The sequence below is a fragment of the Pseudomonas shahriarae genome, from assembly GCF_014268455.2.
GTDB classification, from domain to species: domain Bacteria; phylum Pseudomonadota; class Gammaproteobacteria; order Pseudomonadales; family Pseudomonadaceae; genus Aquipseudomonas; species Aquipseudomonas shahriarae.
This window is the reverse complement of the sequence record NZ_CP077085.1, coordinates 2897868-2917349: the sequence shown is the minus strand read 5'-3', so window position 1 is coordinate 2917349 and position 19482 is coordinate 2897868. Positions and strand designations below refer to the sequence as shown.

Genomic DNA, 19482 nt, shown 5'->3' with positions numbered 1-19482 from the left:
TGCCTCGCTTAGACTCGGCATGCCCGCAGTCAGGCATTGCTCCGTGGGCCCGCCGCGATCGGCCATCCCTGGCCGTGTCGCGGCTACCCCGGCATCCATGCCGGGGTGCCCACTGCGCAATACCTGCCTGCGGCCAGCGTGGTTTAACGGGGCGCCTAAGATCAAGATCAAAAGCCAGATCAAAAGCAGAGCAACAGCAACAGCAATGCCAAAGCCGGGGCGCGAAGCTCCATTCCCCTGTGGGAGCTGTCTCGCCCTGCGAGGCTGCGATAGCGGTGTGTCAGACAACATAAAGGCTAGCAGTGCCGGCGCCATCGCAGCGATGCGGCGATCCGACAAGCCAGCTCCCACAGGTATATGCGCACGCTTCGACGATCAGGTCGGCTGTCAGGCCGCCTCGCTTTGCTTTTGATCTGAGGCGCCCCGTTAAACCACGCTGGCCGTCATCCGATATTGATTTGGGGGGTAACCCGGCAGGACGCCGGGTTAGCCGCGCTGGGCCATGGATGGCCCATCGCGGCGGCCCCCCAAATCAATGTCGGATGACGGGCACACCGAGCCTAGGCGAGGTGCCGAGTGGTGGGGCAAGAGCCCTTTTGGTTACTTTTGGCTGGGCCGGCACTCCGGGCTCTTTTCCAAAAGTGACCCGCCGTAAGGGCGGAACCAATAGCCGCCGTGACCGCAGCAACGGATATGTACACAAACCCAGAAAAGAGTGGTGTAGAGACTCACGCCGCGATGGCGGTATCTCAGGTTAGGAACACTTGCCTGACACACCGCTATCGCGGGCAAGCCCGCTCCCACACAAGCCCACAAAAGCCCGCTACCACATTTGCCCGGGGATCAGCCCCGTTCGCGCGGAATCAGGCTCTGCAACTGCAAGGCCAGAAAATTGGCATCAAAGGTGAACGTGTCCGGGTCTTTCAAACCATTGGTTTTCTTCCACAGCCAATCATCATTCCCCGGCAACAACACCAGCGAAATACTGCCGTAGCGAGCAGCAGTCAGCCCCATGACCGACAACGAAATCAACCCACCCGCCCCCATCACATCCGGCACAAACTCCACCGGTTTGCCTGCGATATGAATGGTCAGTTTCTCGGTCTTGAAAGTCGACGTCTCCACCGGCACGCTTGGGCCAGACGCCACATAAGCCTCACGCTGCACCTCCAGCAAACCATCACGCTTGACCGGCGCCAACCACTGCTCGATCTCGCCGTACAGCTCAGTGATTTTCTGGGTCCAGCGGGCTGACTGCACCTCGAACTGCTGGCGCTTGTGCGCTTCGCTGTCGGCGTAGTGACGAAGCATCTCGCCCAATTGCTGTACATCGTCCATTGCGGTGTTCCTCGGGGACTGCAAACAACGATCATGGCAGATGCAGCAGCGCCGCGTATGACTAACGCTCACTGGTTGGGTAAGGTGTGGCTTTCGCCTATTCGCTTGAGGAGCTTTGCATGCGCACCATCGGCCTAATCGGCGGCATGAGCTGGGAGTCCAGCGCCGAGTATTACCGGATCATCAACCAGCAGGTACGCGACCGGTTGGGGCCGCTGCGCTCGGCACAAATCCTGCTGTACAGCGTCGACTTCGGCCCGGTGGAACAGGCCCAGCACGCCGGGCGCTGGGATGACGCGGCGCTGATCCTGCAAGACGCCGCGCGCCGCCTGCAAGCCGGTGGCGCCGACTGCATCGTGCTGTGTACCAACACCATGCATCTGCTGGCGCCGCAGATCGAAGCCGCCGTATCGCTGCCGTTTCTACATATTGCCGATGCGGCCGGCGCAGCGGCGGTCAAGGCCGATACCCTGACCGTCGGCCTGCTGGGCACCGCGTTTACCATGGAACAGGATTTTCTCAAGGCACGCCTGGCAGCCCAGGGCTTGAACGTGCTGGTGCCCGACGCAGCAGAACGCCACGCCGTGCACCGGATCATTTATGAAGAGTTGTGCGTCGGGGTGATCAGCGAAACCTCACGCCAGGTTTACCAGCAGGCCATTGCCAACCTCGCAGCCCGTGGTGCCCAGGCGATTATCCTGGGATGTACCGAGATTAGCCTGCTGATCAAACCCGAGCACAGCCACCTGCCGCTGCTCGACACCACCGAGCTGCATGCGCAGGCTGCGGTGGCGTTTGCCCTGGGGGATCAGGCGGTCTGACGCAGGCGGGCCATGCTCAGGGCGTCGACAAATACGCCGTCGCGCACGGCGTAATCGCGCAGCCGGCCTTCAGTCTCGAAACCGAACTTGCGGTACAACGCCTGGGCCGGCTCGTTGTCGACATACACCGTCAGTTCCACCCGGTGCAGGTTCATCCAGTTGTCGGCCACCTCCAGCGCCGCGCCCAGCAACTGGGTACCCACGCCCTTGCCCTGCCAGGCCACGGCCACCCCCATACCGATGCCACCGACATGGCTTTGCCGACTGCGCGCATATTGCTCCAGGGTGCAGTTACCAATGACCTCGCCCGCCTGTACCGCCACCAGCCTGAGCAGTCGCTCATTGGTATCGGCCAGGCGCTTGCGCCAGACCTCCAGTGACTGGAACGGCATCTGCAGCACCTGACGGCACACGGCCGGGTCGTTGTAGAGCGCACGCATGCCTTCGAGATGGCTTTCGGCAAAGCGCTGGATCACGATCGTGGAGTCAGGTGTAGGCATTGTGTTTCATCCTTTGAAAGACAAGTGGCCGAGCAGTGTAGGCGGCGACAGCAAGCGCTGTCATCCGCGACTGCGTTGCGCGCCCAAGCGCCACACCCGCGCAATATCCGCCGCCCGCTCACGCAGCAACCGCGGTGCTTCGCTGCAGGCCTGCTCCAGGCTCATCGGCCCGCCAGGCAAAGCAAACGCGGCGTCGACGCCATGGGCGTACATCTGCTCGTAGCCCTCGCCCAGCGTGCCGGCGATCACGATCACCGGAACACCGTGCAGCTTGGCCACCCGCGCCACGCCAAAGGGGGTTTTGCCGCGCAGGGTCTGGGCGTCGAAGCGGCCTTCGCCGGTGATCACCAGGTCGGCGCCGCGCACGGCGTGTTCCAGGCCCACTAGTTCGGCGACCACCTCCACACCCGGGCGAAACTGCGCGCCGAGGAAGGCCTTGGCGGCAAAGCCCAGACCACCGGCCGCGCCGCTGCCCGGCTCGTCGCGCACGTCTCGGGGCAGCACCTCGGCGCAGTGGTCGGCAAAGTGTCCGAGGGCCTGGTCCAGTTGCTCGACTTGGTGTGGGTTGGCGCCTTTTTGCGGGCCGAAAATCGCTGAGGCACCGTGGGGGCCGCACAGGGGGTTGTTGACGTCGGCGGCGATGTCGAAACGCACCTGGGCCAGGCGCGGGTCCAACTGCTCAAGTTTGATCCGCGCCAGCTGCGCCAGGGCCAGGCCGCCGCGCGCAAGGGGTGTGCCTTGGGCGTCGAGCAGTTGCACGCCCAGGGCCTGCATGGCTCCGGCGCCGCCGTCATTGGTGGCGCTGCCGCCGATCGCCAGGATGATCCGCTGGGCCCCGGCGTCCAGGGCGGCGCGGACCAGCTCACCCGTACCGAAGGTGCTGCTGGAGCAGGCATCACGCTGCCCCGGCGGGACCCGTTGCAGGCCGCTGGCTTCGGCCATTTCGATGATTGCCGTGGCACTTTCAGCCAACCAGCCCCAGTGCGCCTCAACGGTGCCGCCCAACGGGCCTTGCACGGTGCAACTGCGCAATTGCCCGTGGCAGGCCGCGAGCACCGACTCCACCGTGCCTTCACCACCGTCCGCCATCGGGCACTGGATCAGTTCGGCATCCGGCCAGACCTGGGCCAACCCTTGGGCAATGGCCTGGGCCACGCCTTCGGCACTCAGGCTGTCCTTGAACGAGTCGGGGGCGATGATGACTTTCATGGGCTTTCTCCGGTTTTTATGACGCCCATGCTGCCAGTTGGCACCGGCAATGACGCCTGTCCAATGCACAAGCGTGGCAGGGGTTTGTTGTTCATTTCTACAAAAGCGCCTCCTACAGGGTTTGCGGCAGCAGTTGCACCCCCAGGTACAGCGCGAGCATGCCATCCAAGGTCAGGGGATCGACACCGCTCAATTCGGCAATGCGCTCCATGCGGTAGCGCAGGCTGTTGCGGTGGATGCCCAGGGCGTCGGCGCACGCTTGGCTTTGCCCGTCGTGTTCGCACCAGCTGCGCAGCGTTGCCTGCAGTTGGCCGTTGGCGTCCTTGGCCAGGACCTTGCGTAACGGGTTGAGCAGTTCGTCGAGGGCGTCGTCGTTGCGATGGCGCCAGAGCATCACCGGCAACCGATAGCGGTTGAGGGTCAGCAGGCGTGACTGGGGCAGTACGTCGCGGCCATAGGCGAGCAAGTCCGCCACCCGCCGATAACAGCGGCGCAAGCCGGCCAACCCATCGGCCTGGCCACCCACGGCGACCCGCAGGATGTTCCAGCCCGAGGCCTCGAGTTTTTCCAGCAGGCGCGGGTTGTCCATCGGCACCGCCGCCGGGCGGCACCACAGCAACGAAAACTCTGCGGAGCTGACGCACCAACTGTCCGGGTATCGGGAGGCCAGCCAGGCTGCCAGGGCTTCGGCGGTCTGCCCCGGGCCCAGTTCAAACAGATAGGGGGTGCGCGGCAACTGCGGCTTGAGCCCCAGTTGCTGGGCCTCATCCACCAGGCGCGGCGATTCGCCGCTGTCGGCCAGCAGCAACGCCAGCAGATCATCACAACGTTGACGTCGCCATTGCTGCTCCGCCTGTTGATGGCGCTGGCTGACCAGCATCTCGGCGGTCATGCGCACCAGTTCGGCATAGGTGCGCAGCAACTGCGGTTCACCACTGATGCCCAGCACGCCGATCAGGCGCTGATCATGCAGCAGCGGCAGGTTGATCCCCGGCGCGACACCCTTGAGGTGCTTGGCGGTCTGGCTGTCGATTTCCACCACGCGACCGTTGGCCAGGACCAATTGCGCGCCTTCATGGCGGGTGTTGATGCGCTCCGGCTCGCCGCTGCCGAGGATCAGGCCCTGGCTGTCCATGACGTTGACGTTATAGGGCAAAATGGCCATCGTGCGATTGACGATATCCTGCGCCAAGTCATGATCGAGTTCGAACATGGGGCTAAATTCCTTGAAAGCGCTGCATTACGCGATTGTTCAAAGGCACAGCGCAATGGATGGATCGCTGTGCGGGGGCACAAAGACATGGCACCGTCCCGTGACCGAGACTCTTGGGGCGATCAACGTTACCCGCGCATCGCGAAAAATCATAATAAAGAGAGAACGCCATGTCACAGAGCGCCGCCGCTACCCTGGCCAACGATGACGACAAAAACGCCGTCTACAAGCGCATCACCCTGCGCTTGATCCCCTTCATTTTCATCTGCTACCTGTTCAACTACCTGGACCGCGTCAACGTCGGCTTCGCCAAGTTGCAGATGCTCGACGCCTTGAAGTTCAGCGAGACCGTGTATGGCCTCGGGGCCGGGATCTTCTTTATCGGCTACGTGCTGTGCGGCGTGCCGAGCAACCTGGCGTTGACCAAGTTCGGTCCACGGCGCTGGATTGCGCTGATGATGATCACCTGGGGCACCCTGTCCACCTGCCTGCTGTTTGTGACCACGCCGACGCACTTCTACACCTTGCGCCTGTTTACCGGTGCCGCTGAAGCGGGCTTTTTCCCGGGCGTAGTGCTGTACCTCTCGCAGTGGTTCCCGACCTTCCGCCGTGGGCGGATCATGGCCCTGTTCATGTCGGCAATCCCGGTGTCCGGCCTGCTCGGCAGCCCATTCTCCGGCTGGATCCTCAACCACTTCGCGGCGGGCCAGGGTGGCCTCGCGGGCTGGCAGTGGATGTTCCTGCTGCAAGGTGTTCCAACGGTCATCCTCGGCGCCCTCGCCTACTTCCTGCTCAGCGACAGCTTCGCCAACGCCAAATGGCTGACCGCCCATGAGCGCGCAGTGCTCGAGGCCGACCAGGCCACCGACCTGGCCAACAAGCCCAAGACCACCACTGATTCGCTGCTGGAAGTGTTCAAGAACCCGGCGATCTGGGCGTTCGGCCTGATCTACTTCTGCATCCAGAGTGGGGTGTACGCCATCAACTTCTGGCTGCCGTCGATCATCAAGAACATGGGGTTCAGCGATAACCTGGTGATCGGCTGGCTGAGTGCAATCCCCTATCTGCTGGCGGCGGTGTTCATGCTGGTGGTGGGCCGCTCCGCCGACCTGCGCAAAGAGCGCCGCTGGCACCTGGTGGTGCCGATGCTGATGGGCGCTGTGGGCCTGATCATCGCGGTGAACTTCGCCACCACCCCAGCCATTGCGATCCTCGGCCTGACCATCGCCACCATGGGCGCCCTCACCGGCCTGCCGATGTTCTGGCCGGTGCCCACCGCCATGCTCAGCGCTGGCGCGGCCGCGGGCGGCCTGGCCTTGATCAACTCCATGGGCCAGATGGCGGGCTTCTTGAGCCCGTATGTGGTGGGTTTTGTGAAAGACGCCACCGGGTCCACCGACCTGGCGCTGTACCTGCTGGCTGCGGTGATCGTCGCGGGTAGCGTGCTGGCGCTGCGCATGACCCGGACCCTGAAGGCCTGACACGGCACAAAAAATGTGGGAGCGGGCTTGCCCGCGATAGCGGTGGATCAGTCCTATATATTGACTGACACGCCGCCATCGCGGGCAAGCCCGCTCCCACATTGGGTTCGGTGTTTACAGCAAACCGCCGCCGTCGATGTCGATCACGCTGCCGGTCATAAAACCATTTTCCATGGCCATCAAATAACCCGCCGCCACCTCCTCCGCCTGCCCCACACGCCCTACCGGCAACGCCCCACCCGCCTTGGCGAACATGCCCTGACGCTGCTCCTCAGGCATCCCCGCGTATGCCGGCGTGTCGATCACCCCAGGGCTGACCACGTTGACCCGCCGTGGCGCCAGTTCCTTGGCCAACTGCTTGCCCAACGCTTCGGTCGCGGCATTGATGCCGACCTTGATAAATTGCCCCGGCACCCGCTTGCGTCCCAGTTGCCCCGAGGTGAGGACGATGCTGCCGCGCTCGTCGAGAAATGGCAGCGCCTGCTGGATTGCGCGCAAGGCGCCCCAGAGCTTCACATTGAAGTTGTCCTGGGCCAGTTGCAGGTCGGTGTCCTGCAGGTGTTTGGCCTGGACCGCCGGACCCGAGGTGAACACCAGGTGATCAAAACGCCCCACCGCTTCGAACAGGCGCTGCAGGGCGGCGCTGTCGGTGACGTCCACCGGCTCGCTGCGCACGCCATTGTCGACCGTCGACGACAGGCGTCGCCCGGCCAGTACCACGTGCGCGCCACGGGATGCCGCCTGTCGGGCGACTTCGGCACCAATGCCGCTGCTACCGCCAATCACCACCACGGTTTGGCCCTTGAGGGGAGATGTCATGGGAACTGCCTCGTCCTGAAAAAATGAGCGTTCATCTTCCCAGCTTGGCAATCATGGAAAAATCCCGGTAAAACGACAGGATCTTTAAAGGATTTTTACAAATGAGCTCAATCCTTGACCTGGAAGTGTTTGTGCGCACCGCCGACAGTGGCAGCCTCTCGGCGGCCGCCCGCAGCCTTAGCCTGACCCCGGCCGCCGCCAGCATTGCCCTCAAACGCTTGGAGACCCGCCTGGGCATGCGCCTGCTGGCCCGCTCCACCCGCAGCATGCGCCTCACCGAAGAAGGCCGGCGCTACCTGGACAGCGTGCGGGTGGCCCTGGAAGCCCTGGCGGAAGGCGAACAGGCGATCAAGCAACACGGCCAGAGCCTCAGCGGCTTGCTGCAACTGTCCGCGCCCTCGGATTTCGGACGCAATGTACTGCTCGGTTGGCTGGACCAGTTCAAGCGCGAACACCCGAATATCCGCCTGCAATTGCTGCTTAACGACAGCAACGCCGACCTGTTCCGCGAAACCGTGGACATCGCCCTGCGCTTTGGCGTGCCAAGGGATTCCAGCCTGGTGGCGCTGCCGGTGGTCGCCGATCACCGCCGTATCGCCTGCGCCAGCCCGGCGTACCTGGCACGCCACGGCACACCCCAGGTGCCGGCCGATCTGACGCAGCACAGCACCCTGCGCTACATGCGCCAGGGCCGGGCCAACAGCACCTGGTATTTTCGCCAGGGCACGTTGCTGGAAGAGGTCGAAGTGGGCGGCGACTACCTCAGTGATGACGGGGAAATCGTGCGGCGCTGGGCCCTGGCCGGCCACGGTATTGCCTACAAGGCCAACCTGGATGTGGCCGGTGATATCAAGGCCGGGCGCCTGGTGCCGTTGTTCGGCGAATGGCAAGGCGAGCCCACGCCCTTCAACCTGATGTGCCCCCATCGCCTGCAAGTGTCGGAGCGTGTCAGAGTCCTGCATCGCTTCTTGCAGGCGCGCGCTGGCGAACTGCTTGCCGAATAAGCGGAACACGGCACAAAAACGCTGTGGCCAACGCGGTGGTAGGCACCGAGCCACCCACGTCGGGCTTGTTCTAGAGCCTTGCTCTCTGGTATTGCATAGCAACCGTCTGCGCTTTTGAGGAGTTCACCATGATTTACCGCACACTGGGCCAGTCAGGGCTCAAGGTCAGCGCCTTGACCCTGGGCACCATGATGTTTGGCGAACAGACCAACACCGAAGACTCGCTGCGTATCATCGACAAGGCCTGGGACCAGGGCATCAACTTTATCGACAGCGCCGACGTCTACACCGGCGGGCGTTCGGAAGAAATCGTCGGTGAAGCCATCAGCCGCCATCGCGCCGATTGGGTCGTTGCTTCCAAAGTCGGCTTCGGCCCGCCGGATGGCCTGCCCAACCGCAGCGGCCTGAACCGCAAGCGCATTTTCAACGCGCTGGAAGCCAGCCTCACCCGGCTCGACACCGACTACCTGGACATCTACTACCTTCACCGCGAAGACCACGACACCCCACTGGACGTCACGATTTCGGCGATCGGCGACCTGATCCGCCAGGGCAAGATCCGTTACTGGGGACTGTCCAACTACCGCGGCTGGCGCATCGCCGAAGTGGTGCGCGTGGCCGAACGCCTGGGGGTCGACCGGCCGATCATCAGCCAGCCGCTGTACAACATCGTCAACCGCCAGGCCGAGGTGGAGCAGATCACCGCCGCAGCCGCCTATGGCCTGGGCGTGGTGCCCTACAGCCCGCTGGCCCGCGGGGTGCTCAGTGGCAAGTACGCACCGGATATCAGCCCCGAAGCCGGCAGCCGCGCTGCGCGCCAGGACAAACGCATCCTGGAAACCGAATGGCGCGTGGAATCGCTGCGCATTGCCCAGCAGATCCAGCAATACACCCAAGGCCGTGGCGTGGGGATTGTCGAGTTTGCGATTGCCTGGGTTTTGAACAACCAGGCGGTCAGCTCGGCGATTGTCGGGCCGCGCACTGAGGCGCAGTGGGATGCCTATACCGGGGCGCTCGATGTGAAGATCAGTGCTGAGGATGAGGCGTTTATTGACTCACTGGTGACGCCGGGGCATGCGTCGACACCGGGGTTCAATGATGTGGGGCATTTTGTTTCCGGGCGCATCCACCGCCCCTGAGCCCCTGTGGGAGCTGGCTGCCTGCTCCCACATCAGCCCAGCGGCACATCCAGGCTGACCTTGACCCGGTCCATCACCACGATGCTGCGAAACCATTTGATATTGCGGTTCTCGTAGAACAGCGTGCGGGCCAGGGTTTCGTAGGCCTTCATGGTCTCCACCACAATCACCAGCATAAAGTCCGCATCGCCGGTGACGTAATAGCACTGCTGCACCTCGGGGATCGACATCTGCACCTTGAGCACATCGAGGTCCTCGATGTGGGTGCGTTCGGCGTGCACCTCCACCAGGATCGTGATCGGCTTGCCCACTGCATCCTGATTGACCACCGCCGTATTCGCGCTGATCGCCCCGCTCTGCTCCATGCGCTTGATGCGCCGCTGCACGGCGGCGGTCGACAGGTTGACCTGTTCGCCAATTACCCGCAGCGCGGTGGTGTTGTCGCGTTGCAGGTGCTTGAGAATCGCGCGGTCGAAATCATCCAGGGGCGGCTGGGGGCTGACGGGCATGCTGGCGAACCTTGGAGGTGAGAAAATTTCCCATAAGATGCCGTAAAACAGAGCAAACGTCTCACCTCAAAAGCAATATATTCCCACCTGAAATTCCCCCCTCTTTTGTTTGAATCGGTTTGGCGAGGACTGTGTGTCTAAAGGTGTTGTTTTATCGGTAGCGGCCTCGGTGTTGTTTGCCGTGATGTATTACTTCACATCACTGCTTGCGCCCTTGAGTGGCCTGGAAATTTTCGGCTGGCGCATGCTGCTGACCGTGCCGTGCATGACGGTATTTATGGTGGTCAGCGGCGAGTGGCGTCAGGTGTGGCAATTGCTGCGATTGCTTGCGGGCAAGCCACGGCTGATCGGTGGGATTGTGCTGTCGTCGGTGCTGCTGGGGGTGCAACTGTGGCTGTTTATGTGGGCGCCGCTCAATGGCCGCAGCCTGGATGTGTCCCTGGGCTACTTCCTGCTACCGCTGACCATGGTCCTGACCGGGCGCCTGGTGTATGGCGAAAAACTCTCGCGGCTGCAGCTGATCGCAGTGGTGTTTGCGGCGATTGGCGTGCTTAACGAGTTGTACCAGGTGGGTGGTTTTTCCTGGGCGACGCTGCTGGTGATCATCGGTTACCCGATCTACTTCGTGCTGCGCAAACGCCTGGGCACCGATCAGTTGGGCGGCCTGTGGCTGGATATGGCGCTGATGCTGCCGGTGGCCTTGTGGTTTGTCCAAAGTGGCGAACAGGGCTTCGCCGTGCTGGATGAACACAAAGGGCTGTATGGATTGATCCCGATGCTCGGGCTGATCAGTGCTTCGGCGCTGGTGTGCTACATCATCGCCAGCCGCCTGTTGGCGTTCAGCCTGTTCGGCCTGCTCAGCTATGTGGAACCGGTGCTGTTGCTGGGGGTGGCGTTGCTGCTAGGGGAAAGCATCGGGCCGGGTGAATGGCTGACCTATATCCCGATCTGGCTGGCGGTGATGGTGCTGGTGTTCGAAGGGTTCAAGCATCTGGTGCGTCAGCGCCGGGCTTGAACGGGAAAGGTGTAGGAGCCGGCAAGCCGGCTCCTACAGGGGGCTAGGATCAGTCGGTGGTCAACACGCCACGACGAACCTGGTCACGCTCGATCGACTCGAACAGGGCCTTGAAGTTGCCTTCGCCGAAACCGTCATCACCCTTGCGCTGGATGAATTCGAAGAACACCGGGCCCATCAGGGTTTCCGAGAAGATCTGCAACAGCAGGCGCTTGTCGCCGGCCACGGACGAACCGTCCAGCAAGATACCCCGCGACTGCAACTGCTCCACCGGTTCGCCGTGGTTTGGCAGGCGGCCTTCAAGCATCTCGTAGTAGGTGTCCGGCGGCGCGGTCATGAAGCGCATGCCGATCTTCTTCAACGCGTCCCAGGTCTTGATCAGGTCGTCGGTGAGGAACGCCACGTGCTGGATGCCCTCGCCGTTGAACTGCATCAGGAACTCTTCGATCTGGCCGGCGCCTTTGGACGACTCTTCGTTCAACGGGATGCGGATCATGCCATCCGGGGCGCTCATGGCCTTGGAGGTCAGGCCGGTGTATTCGCCCTTGATGTCGAAGTAGCGCGCTTCGCGGAAGTTGAACAGCTTCTCGTAGAAGTTGGCCCAATAGACCATACGCCCGCGATAGACGTTGTGGGTCAGGTGGTCGATGACCTTCAAGCCGGCGCCCACTGGGTTGCGGTCCACGCCTTCGATAAACACGAAGTCGATATCGTAGATCGAGTTGCCTTCACCGAAACGGTCGATCAGGTACAGCGGCGAGCCGCCGATGCCCTTGATGGCCGGCAGGTTCAGCTCCATCGGGCCGGTTTCGATATGGATCGGCTGGGCACCCAGCTCCAGGGCACGGGTATAGGCCTGTTGCGAATCCTTGACGCGGAACGCCATGCCACACACCGACGGACCGTGCTCGGCGGCAAAGTACGAAGCGATGCTGTGGGGTTCGTTGTTGAGGATCAGGTTGATCGCGCCCTGGCGGTACAGGTGCACGTTTTTCGAGCGGTGGGTTGCCACCTTGGTGAAGCCCATGATCTCGAAGATCGGCTCCAGGGTACCCGGGGTCGGCGATGCGAATTCGATAAATTCAAAGCCCATCAGGCCCATTGGGTTTTCGTATAGATCTGCCATGATTTGGCGCCTCATCATCTTTTTTAGAATTAAGTAAATTAATTGCCAGCAAGGATGAGGTGAGCAGGTGGCGCACAGGAAATGCCCCGCACGCTGCGGGCGAGGAAGTCACCGTAGATGAGTTGGAACCCGAGTAGCTTCATGGTTGAGTCATTCTCTTACGGGCGTCTCTGACGGACGAGGCCTGCATGGAAACAGGCGCTTATTCTTGTATGCGTAAACCGATTCTACACAGCGTAAACAGCTTTGTCCGTATTCCTTATCAAATCCCTATGCCCAGGCGGGCGCAAGGGGTTTATTGCCCAGATAGATGCCCGGCAGGATCAACGGGCGCGGGTTGCATCAGGGGTGGCAGGGCAAGATCTAGGCTGGCGCGGGGGGGGGCAACCATGCCCTGCTGATCGCTGGGGACCACCTGCCCGCCCACGACCAACGCGACGTCATGGAACGTCACACGGAAAGGCGACGGGTTGAAGACACGCAGGACCGCCGGTTTGCCGGTGTGCAGCGTCCAGATCAGTTGCCCCGGCGCATCCTCGGGGCTACCCGACAAGCCCTGGGGCCGGAAAAACACCTTGGTGCGAATGCGAAAGGCGAAACGCAACTGGTTCTGGCGCTCTGCAGCCGCGAATGCTTCCGGCTGGCGGGTCGCGGGCGGCACCTCCAGCACGTTGAGCCAGAACAGCGATTCCCTGTCCCTGGGCAGCGGTTCCTGGGTATACGCCAGGCGTATGGCCTGGCTCTTGCCCGGATCCAGGCGAAACACCGGCGGGCTGAGGGTGAACGGCACCTCACTGTGCTCGGCAGTCAGCCGTGCATCACCGCCATCCAGCCACACCTGCACCAGGCGCGCGGCATGTGCGTCATCGTTGCTCACCTGCACGGTGATTTCCCTGCGCGGCTCAGGGTAAATCTGCCGGGTGCCACTGATGATCACCCCGGCCTGTGCCTGCCCGAAGACCAGGCACAGGCAGAGCGCTACCTGCAGGCGTGCTACGCAACCCATGGCCCGGGCCCTCGGTCTATCGGGCGATCAGGGAAAGATCACCGAGTACTGCACCGCCGTAGTCACCAGCCCTACCCCCGCCGCCCCGCCCGTGGCGATGTAACGTGCCGCAAAGGGCAAGGTTGCCAGGCAGCCGGTGACCGTGGCCGTGCTCGAAGCATGGCCGGTACGCAAGTCCATCGGCTTCTGGGTGGCGCCGTCGAGAATTTGCACCTCTACTTTGGCGGCAGCGGTTTTGGGGGCCATGTTGCGCAAGTTGCCAGTGGCAGGATTGATCGCCGGGCTGGTGCTTTCATACAACACAGCCACCTTGGTCGCATCCGCACAACTGGCGCCGCTGCCCACATAAATAAAGAATGGCTTGGCGCTGGCGGTTGCCCCCTCCGTCGACAGGGCGCTGGCTTGCACTTTGTCCAGGACCACCGGAAAGTTCGCACCGGAGCCCGCGACACCACCGGTCCCGCCACTGATCGTGCAGGTGGTGCCGGTGATTTCGCCGGTCAGGGTGATGGTGCCATCGGCGGCAGTGGCCAAGGGTACGGCAAGCCCGCAAGCAAGCAGCAAGGCAATCGCCAGGACATGGTTTTTCATACACGTGTTCCTAAGGGTTAAGGCGAGCCCCGGTCAGACGACGCGCAGGCACAAGCCCGCCCGCCGAGTTCGAGCTCAATGCAGCAAAACTGTTGGTTCTTGAATGGCAGCCTCTTCACGAGACTGAAGTTTTTTCTGGCAGGCACTGATCCAAGCAACAACGCAATAGACCAAACAATTTTTTCTCGTCAAAATATGTTGCAAAGTTTGGCAAGATTAAAAAACACGCACAACTAGCCAAGTCGTTAGGTCTACGCTTTGCTAATGCCATAGACCAACTATCATTGTTACTTCAGACGTACTGCCTGTAGCCGCTACCAGGCCCTTCCCTCACTTTGCTACAGGCTGCGTAAATGCCACTTACCCTCAAAGGTCCGCGCAAGCGCGCCGCCCGCTCCTTGATCACGGTCCTGTGCGGCCTGCTGCCGATTCTGCTGGGAGTGGCCATCCTGCACCTGCAGGCCCAACGCACCCTGGAGCACAGCACGTCGCAGACGGCGACCGAGGCCGTGCGCCAATTCGACCTGATGCTCGACAACACCGCCCGTGCCGCCCAGGATCTGCTGCCGCTGGCGGGCAAGGACTGTGACAACGCGGTGCAACTGGCGCTGCGCGAGCAAGTCACACGTCGCCCCTTTGTACGCGCAACCACCTTGTCGTGGAAAAAGTCCATGTATTGCACCTCGCTGTTTGGTGACACCCACGTGTCTGCGGTCAATCCTGGCGACTACGTCGAGGGTCGCCTGTGGCTGATGAATGGCAATCCGGTCACCCCCGATACCGCTCTGTTGGTGTACCGGCTGGTGGAGGGCGACAAGGCTGCGTTTGCTTCGATTGACGGTTACCACCTGACCAATGCCCTGCGCCTGATCAGCCGCTACGCGGACCTGGTGTTGCAGGTCGGCCCCAATTGGTTGGGCAGCGACGGAAAAGTCAAAAACAGTGCGCCGCCGGAGTTTCCCGTGGCCCACCAGCACCTCGCCTCCCAGCGCTACGCGTACAGCGTGGAAGCCGGCATGCCCGAAGGGGAAGTCTGGCGGTATATGGAAGCGCGCTACCCGGCGCTGTTCAGCCTGCTGGTGTTTTTCGGCGTGCTGGCCGGCGTGCTGGCGCACTGGGTGCAAAAACGCTCCTCCGCCCCCACCCACGAACTGCAGCGGGCGCTGGGCGCCAATGAGTTCGTGCCGTATTACCAACCGGTGGTTCGTGGCGATAACCTTCAATGGGCCGGCTGTGAAGTCCTGATGCGCTGGCAGCACCCCAAGGAAGGCCTGGTGCGCCCCGACCTGTTTATCCCCCTGGCCGAGCACTCCGGGCTGATCGTGCCCATGACCCGCGCCTTGATGCGCCAGGTCGCCACACAACTGGCGCCCCATGCCGATCGCCTGGGCAGCAATTTCCATGTGGGGATCAATATCACCGCCCGGCATTGCCAGGATCTGGTTTTGGTGCAGGACTGCCGGGAGTTCCTCGCCGCCTTCAAGCCGGGCCAGGTACTGTTGACGCTGGAGTTGACCGAGCGCGAACTGATCGAACCCACCGAGGTCACCCGCCAGCTGTTCCAGGCCCTGCACGAACTGGGCGTGATGATCGCCATTGATGACTTCGGCACCGGCCACTCCAGCTTGGGTTATTTGCGTAACTTCAATGTTGACTACTTGAAGATTGATCAAAGCTTTGTGGCCATGATCGGAGCCGATGCGTTATCGCGGCATATACTCGACAGCATCATTGAGTTATCCGGCAAGCTTGATTTGGGCATCGTCGCCGAAGGCGTGGAAACCCAAGAGCAATGTGACTATCTGGCCGCGCAAGGTGTGGACTTCTTGCAGGGCTACCTGTTTGGTCGCCCGGAGCCTTTTGACGCATTCATTAAATCTTTGCGGCGCGATTGAATATCCATCTAGCATCAGATGAAAAATTGTTATTTATACAAAAGACGTGATTTACTCGTGGCGCATTAACTACTACAATTTTTCCTGCCTGCGCCGAATCGGCAGGAGAACCACTTTTACCGAGTCATGCTGAGGCTCTTGGCTTATAGCTTTGTTTGCAGTGGGTATCAGCCAAATACACTATTGGAGTAAATATTTTGTCCAGACTCGCCGAATTTCGTGCCGCAGAAAAAGCCCTTCAAGAACAGCTCGCCCAGCTGGAATCCCTGAAGAACGACGCTGGCCTGAAGAAAGAAATCGAATTTGAAGAAAAGCTTCAAGGGCTGATGAAAACCTACGGCAAGAGCCTGCGCGACATCATCTCCATCCTTGATCCAAACCCAGGCAAGTCGGGGATCCAAGTGGCAGCCGCCCCCAAAACCCGCCGCGCACGCGTGGTCAAGGTGTATCACAACCCGCACACGGGTGAACTGATTGAAACCAAGGGCGGCAACCACCGCGGCTTGAAGGCCTGGAAAGAACAGTATGGCGCTGCCACTGTAGATTCCTGGCTGCGCGGCTAATACAGGCGCACTAATAAAAAGCCCCGCTGATGCGGGGCTTTTTTTGTTTTTGCGCCTCGATTTCAAACGCTGCCGCGTGCGAAAGTGAACTTTGAAATACACTCCACTTCGAACCCAATCGCCGAACAGCCGCTTTACACCGCAGCCCTGTAGTTATGGGTTTTTCTGTCAATGTGCCATGTCAGGCATCTAGCCATCGCCGATCAAAGTTTCAGGCTTGCACGTACCGAGCTGACTTCTTCCTTGCTCGACTCATAGGCAGCGGCTTGCCCGGCATATGAAAAAACATAGGCCTTATTCGTATCGACAGCACCCACCAGTGTTTGCGAGAGCACATGCCGACCGTTCTCGGTAATCACGCAGGTAGTTTCCAGCGCCTCAAGATGACTTAAGGTGCTTGAGTGAATCTTGTTGCAGACACTTTGATAACCACTGCGGGCAAAGTCCTTCTGGATGGACTTGCGCATCTCCAGCAACACCCCTTGCAGATTGACCACATGCCCGGGCTCGATCGGCGTACCCGTCAACTCCATGACCATCAGCGTCTCGCCGTTCTCATCGTTCTTGATCGCGCGCTGGCGCGACACCGGTGACGGCGTGGCTGGCGCATCGGCATCCGCCACCACCTCCTCCACCTGCCAGCCGCTGGGCCAATGAATCTCCGGGTCTGCCGCCAGTGCAACGGTGCTACCCAAGACAAGCCACAAGGCGGCCAACAATGGTTTGTTCAATCGGCTCATTGCAAAAAACACTCGAAGTTCAAGCCGCAAAGTTTGAGCCCGCCGAGGGGATGGCCGCAAGGCCCGGGTGCGTTTTTCATTTGGCGCGGCCGGTGCAGCTTGCGTATCATGATCCGGCTACACGGATCTGCCGCACGCCAAGGGACCGCTCAAATCACGAGCTGCGTCTGCCCCATTTTTTCTGGAGGGCCCATGAGCCTGCACGAATTGAACACCTTCCCGGGCGTCACCGCCCAACCCGACACCGCCACTTCGAACTTCGTGTTCAACCACACCATGCTGCGGGTCAAGGACATCACTAAGTCCCTGGACTTCTATACCCGCGTCCTGGGTTTTTCCCTGGTTGAAAAACGCGACTTCCCGGAAGCCGAATTCAGCCTGTACTTCCTCGCCCTGGTCGACAAGGCGCAGATTCCGGCCGATGCCGCCGCGCGCACCCAGTGGATGAAGTCGATCCCGGGCATCCTGGAACTGACCCACAACCACGGCACCGAAAACGATGCCGACTTCGCCTACCACAATGGCAACACCGACCCGCGCGGGTTTGGCCATATCTGCATTTCGGTGCCGGATATCGTCGCGGCCTGCGAGCGCTTTGAAGCCTTGGGCTGTGATTTCCAGAAGCGCCTGACCGATGGGCGGATGAAAAGCCTGGCGTTTATCAAGGATCCGGATGCGTACTGGGTTGAGATCATTCAGCCAGCGCCGCTGTAAACCGGTTTGTTGCCCCTGTAGGAGCGTATCACCGTGGTGTAACGGTCACGCCGAGTCGCCTGTCTCGCAGACCAGCTCCCACAAAAGCAACACCCACAAAAAACCCATGATCACTCATGGGTTTTTTAGTATCGGGCCTTACGCTCGGATCAGGTAATCAAAAGCACTCAGGGAAGCCTTGGCGCCCTCGCCCACCGCAATCACGATCTGCTTGTACGGCACGGTGGTGACGTCACCGGCGGCAAACACGCCGGGCAGTGAGGTCTCGCCACGGGCATCGACAATGATCTCGCCACGGGGCGACAGCTCCACGGTGCCCTTGAGCCAATCGGTGTTAGGCAACAGGCCGATCTGTACAAAGATACCTTCCAGGTCGACGGTCTTGAACTCGCCGGTATCACGGTCTTTGTACGCCAGGCCAGTAACCTTCTGGCCATCACCTTTGACTTCACTGGTCAGCGCACTGGTGATCACGTCAACGTTCGGCAGGCTGTAGAGCTTGCGCTGCAATACGGCGTCGGCGCGCAACTTGCTGTCGAACTCCAGCAAGGTCACGTGGCTGACAATACCGGCCAGGTCGATGGCTGCTTCAACGCCGGAGTTACCGCCACCGATCACCGCCACGCGCTTGCCCTTGAACAGCGGACCATCGCAGTGCGGGCAGAAGCACACACCCTTGGCCTTGTATTCCTGCTCGCCCGGCACCCCCATTTCGCGCCAGCGGGCACCGGTGGCCAGGATCACCGTCTTGGACTTGAGGGTCGCACCGCTTTCAAAGCGAATTTCATGCAACTCACCGGGATTTTTCGCCGGGATCAGGCTGCTGGCGCGCTGCAGGTTCATGATGTCCACGTCGTACTGACGCACGTGGGCTTCCAGGGCGCTGGCGAGTTTCGGGCCTTCGGTTTCCTGCACCGAGATAAAGTTCTCGATGGACATGGTGTCCAGTACTTGCCCACCAAAACGTTCGGCGGCCACACCGGTACGAATACCTTTACGCGCGGCGTAGATCGCGGCGGCAGAACCGGCCGGGCCACCACCGACGACCAGCACATCGAACGCGTCCTTGGCGCTGATTTTCTCGGCGGCCTTTTCGATACCGCTGGTGTCGAGCTTGGCGAGGATTTCTTCCAGCCCCATGCGGCCCTGGCCGAAGTTCACACCGTTGAGGTAGACGCTGGGCACCGCCATGACCTGGCGCTCGTCGACTTCCGCCTGAAACAGTGCGCCATCAATGGCCACGTGGCGGATGTTGGGGTTGAGCACGGCCATCAGGTTCAGCGCCTGGACCACGTCCGGGCAGTTCTGGCAGGACAGCGAGAAGTAAGTCTCGAAGTTGAACTCACCTTTAAGGCTGCGAATCTGTTCAATCACTTCGACACTGGCCTTCGACGGGTGGCCACCGACTTGCAGCAGGGCCAGCACCAACGAAGTGAATTCATGGCCCATGGGGATGCCGGCAAAACGCAGGCTGATATCGGCACCCGGGCGGTTGATGGAGAACGACGGCTTGCGCCCATCATTGCCATCGGTTTTCAGGGTAATCAGCGTGGTGAGGCTGGTTACGTCCTGCAAAAGAGCAAGCATTTCCTGGGATTTCGCACCGTCGTCGAGGGAGGCAACGATCTCGATCGGCTGGGTGACCCGCTCCAGGTATGACTTCAACTGAGCTTTAAGATTGGCGTCCAACATACGGGCGATTTCCTATTTCAAATCAATTCGGTAAAAAAAAACGCCCGAGCGAATCTCGCCCGGGCGTTTTTGAGGGCGGTGCGGCTTACTTAAGGTGCGGCAATCCG

At 61.2% G+C, this 19482-nt stretch carries 19 protein-coding genes; 8 read left to right on the top strand and 11 right to left on the bottom strand.

Going from position 1 to position 19482, the window contains the following annotated elements; translation table 11 throughout:
* Positions 1-843: 843 nt before the first annotated feature.
* Positions 844-1338, bottom strand: a complete 495-nt coding sequence (locus HU773_RS13035; protein ID WP_057440074.1) for a hypothetical protein — start codon at positions 1336-1338, stop codon at positions 844-846.
* Positions 1339-1457: 119 nt separating this feature from the next.
* Here HU773_RS13035 and HU773_RS13030 point away from each other — a divergent pair, with 119 nt between their 5' ends.
* Positions 1458-2159 carry an aspartate/glutamate racemase family protein gene (locus tag HU773_RS13030; protein ID WP_057959638.1) on the top strand — a complete coding sequence of 234 codons (702 nt, stop codon included), beginning with the start codon at positions 1458-1460 and terminating at the stop codon, positions 2157-2159.
* Here the strand turns inward: HU773_RS13030 and HU773_RS13025 are convergent.
* From HU773_RS13025 to HU773_RS13015, 3 genes are all read right to left on the bottom strand, one after another.
* Positions 2147-2659: a GNAT family N-acetyltransferase gene (locus HU773_RS13025; protein ID WP_057959637.1), complete on the bottom strand. Its 513-nt coding sequence runs from the start codon at positions 2657-2659 to the stop codon at positions 2147-2149. The two genes, HU773_RS13030 and HU773_RS13025, sit on opposite strands and share 13 nt — an antisense overlap.
* Positions 2660-2719: 60 nt before the next feature.
* Positions 2720-3868, bottom strand: coding sequence for a glycerate kinase (locus tag HU773_RS13020; RefSeq protein WP_186626289.1), 1149 nt, complete (start codon positions 3866-3868; stop codon positions 2720-2722).
* A 112-nt stretch (positions 3869-3980) separates the two neighbouring features.
* Positions 3981-5081 (bottom strand): sugar diacid recognition domain-containing protein, encoded by a 1101-nt coding sequence (locus HU773_RS13015; protein WP_057959635.1) that lies wholly within the window; start codon positions 5079-5081, stop codon positions 3981-3983.
* Positions 5082-5251: 170 nt separating this feature from the next.
* On the opposite strand from HU773_RS13015, the gene HU773_RS13010 reads away from it, so the two are divergent.
* Complete coding sequence (locus HU773_RS13010; RefSeq protein ID WP_128593741.1) at positions 5252-6562, top strand: MFS transporter; 1311 nt, start codon at positions 5252-5254, stop codon at positions 6560-6562.
* Positions 6563-6676: 114 nt separating this feature from the next.
* Here HU773_RS13010 and HU773_RS13005 read toward each other — a convergent pair whose 3' ends face one another.
* Positions 6677-7381 (bottom strand): SDR family oxidoreductase, encoded by a 705-nt coding sequence (locus HU773_RS13005; protein WP_186626288.1) that lies wholly within the window; start codon positions 7379-7381, stop codon positions 6677-6679.
* A 101-nt stretch (positions 7382-7482) separates the two neighbouring features.
* Between HU773_RS13005 and HU773_RS13000 the strand changes: the two genes are divergently transcribed.
* Positions 7483-8385 (top strand): LysR family transcriptional regulator, encoded by a 903-nt coding sequence (locus tag HU773_RS13000; protein WP_128593743.1) that lies wholly within the window; start codon positions 7483-7485, stop codon positions 8383-8385.
* Positions 8386-8513: 128 nt separating this feature from the next.
* A complete protein-coding gene (locus HU773_RS12995) occupies positions 8514-9524 on the top strand; it encodes an aldo/keto reductase (RefSeq protein WP_186626287.1) in 1011 nt (336 codons plus the stop codon).
* 32 nt (positions 9525-9556) lie between these two features.
* On the opposite strand, the gene HU773_RS12990 is transcribed toward HU773_RS12995, so the two are convergent.
* A complete protein-coding gene (locus HU773_RS12990; protein ID WP_120732899.1) occupies positions 9557-10033 on the bottom strand; it encodes an Lrp/AsnC family transcriptional regulator in 477 nt (158 codons plus the stop codon).
* 133 nt (positions 10034-10166) lie between these two features.
* Between HU773_RS12990 and rarD the strand changes: the two genes are divergently transcribed.
* Complete coding sequence (rarD, locus tag HU773_RS12985; protein ID WP_170060418.1) at positions 10167-11048, top strand: EamA family transporter RarD; 882 nt, start codon at positions 10167-10169, stop codon at positions 11046-11048.
* A 49-nt stretch (positions 11049-11097) separates the two neighbouring features.
* Here rarD and hppD read toward each other — a convergent pair whose 3' ends face one another.
* From hppD to HU773_RS12970, 3 genes are all read right to left on the bottom strand, one after another.
* Positions 11098-12174 carry a 4-hydroxyphenylpyruvate dioxygenase gene (gene hppD, locus HU773_RS12980; RefSeq protein ID WP_057440066.1) on the bottom strand — a complete coding sequence of 359 codons (1077 nt, stop codon included), beginning with the start codon at positions 12172-12174 and terminating at the stop codon, positions 11098-11100.
* A 295-nt stretch (positions 12175-12469) separates the two neighbouring features.
* Complete coding sequence (locus tag HU773_RS12975) at positions 12470-13180, bottom strand: fimbrial biogenesis chaperone (protein ID WP_186626286.1); 711 nt, start codon at positions 13178-13180, stop codon at positions 12470-12472.
* 27 nt (positions 13181-13207) lie between these two features.
* Positions 13208-13771: a fimbrial protein gene (locus HU773_RS12970; RefSeq protein WP_186626285.1), complete on the bottom strand. Its 564-nt coding sequence runs from the start codon at positions 13769-13771 to the stop codon at positions 13208-13210.
* Positions 13772-14124: 353 nt separating this feature from the next.
* On the opposite strand from HU773_RS12970, the gene HU773_RS12965 reads away from it, so the two are divergent.
* Complete coding sequence (locus HU773_RS12965) at positions 14125-15666, top strand: EAL domain-containing protein (RefSeq protein ID WP_186626284.1); 1542 nt, start codon at positions 14125-14127, stop codon at positions 15664-15666.
* Positions 15667-15863: 197 nt separating this feature from the next.
* Positions 15864-16229 (top strand): histone-like nucleoid-structuring protein, MvaT/MvaU family, encoded by a 366-nt coding sequence (locus tag HU773_RS12960; RefSeq protein ID WP_029294664.1) that lies wholly within the window; start codon positions 15864-15866, stop codon positions 16227-16229.
* Positions 16230-16432: 203 nt separating this feature from the next.
* Here the strand turns inward: HU773_RS12960 and HU773_RS12955 are convergent, their stop codons facing one another.
* Positions 16433-16969 (bottom strand): DUF4946 domain-containing protein, encoded by a 537-nt coding sequence (locus HU773_RS12955; RefSeq protein ID WP_120732894.1) that lies wholly within the window; start codon positions 16967-16969, stop codon positions 16433-16435.
* A gap of 192 nt (positions 16970-17161) precedes the next feature.
* On the opposite strand from HU773_RS12955, the gene gloA reads away from it, so the two are divergent.
* Positions 17162-17683 (top strand): lactoylglutathione lyase, encoded by a 522-nt coding sequence (gloA, locus tag HU773_RS12950; protein ID WP_057440061.1) that lies wholly within the window; start codon positions 17162-17164, stop codon positions 17681-17683.
* Positions 17684-17821: 138 nt separating this feature from the next.
* Here the strand turns inward: gloA and ahpF are convergent, their stop codons facing one another.
* Positions 17822-19375, bottom strand: coding sequence for an alkyl hydroperoxide reductase subunit F (ahpF, locus tag HU773_RS12945; protein WP_057959615.1), 1554 nt, complete (start codon positions 19373-19375; stop codon positions 17822-17824).
* Positions 19376-19482: the final 107 nt, after the last annotated feature.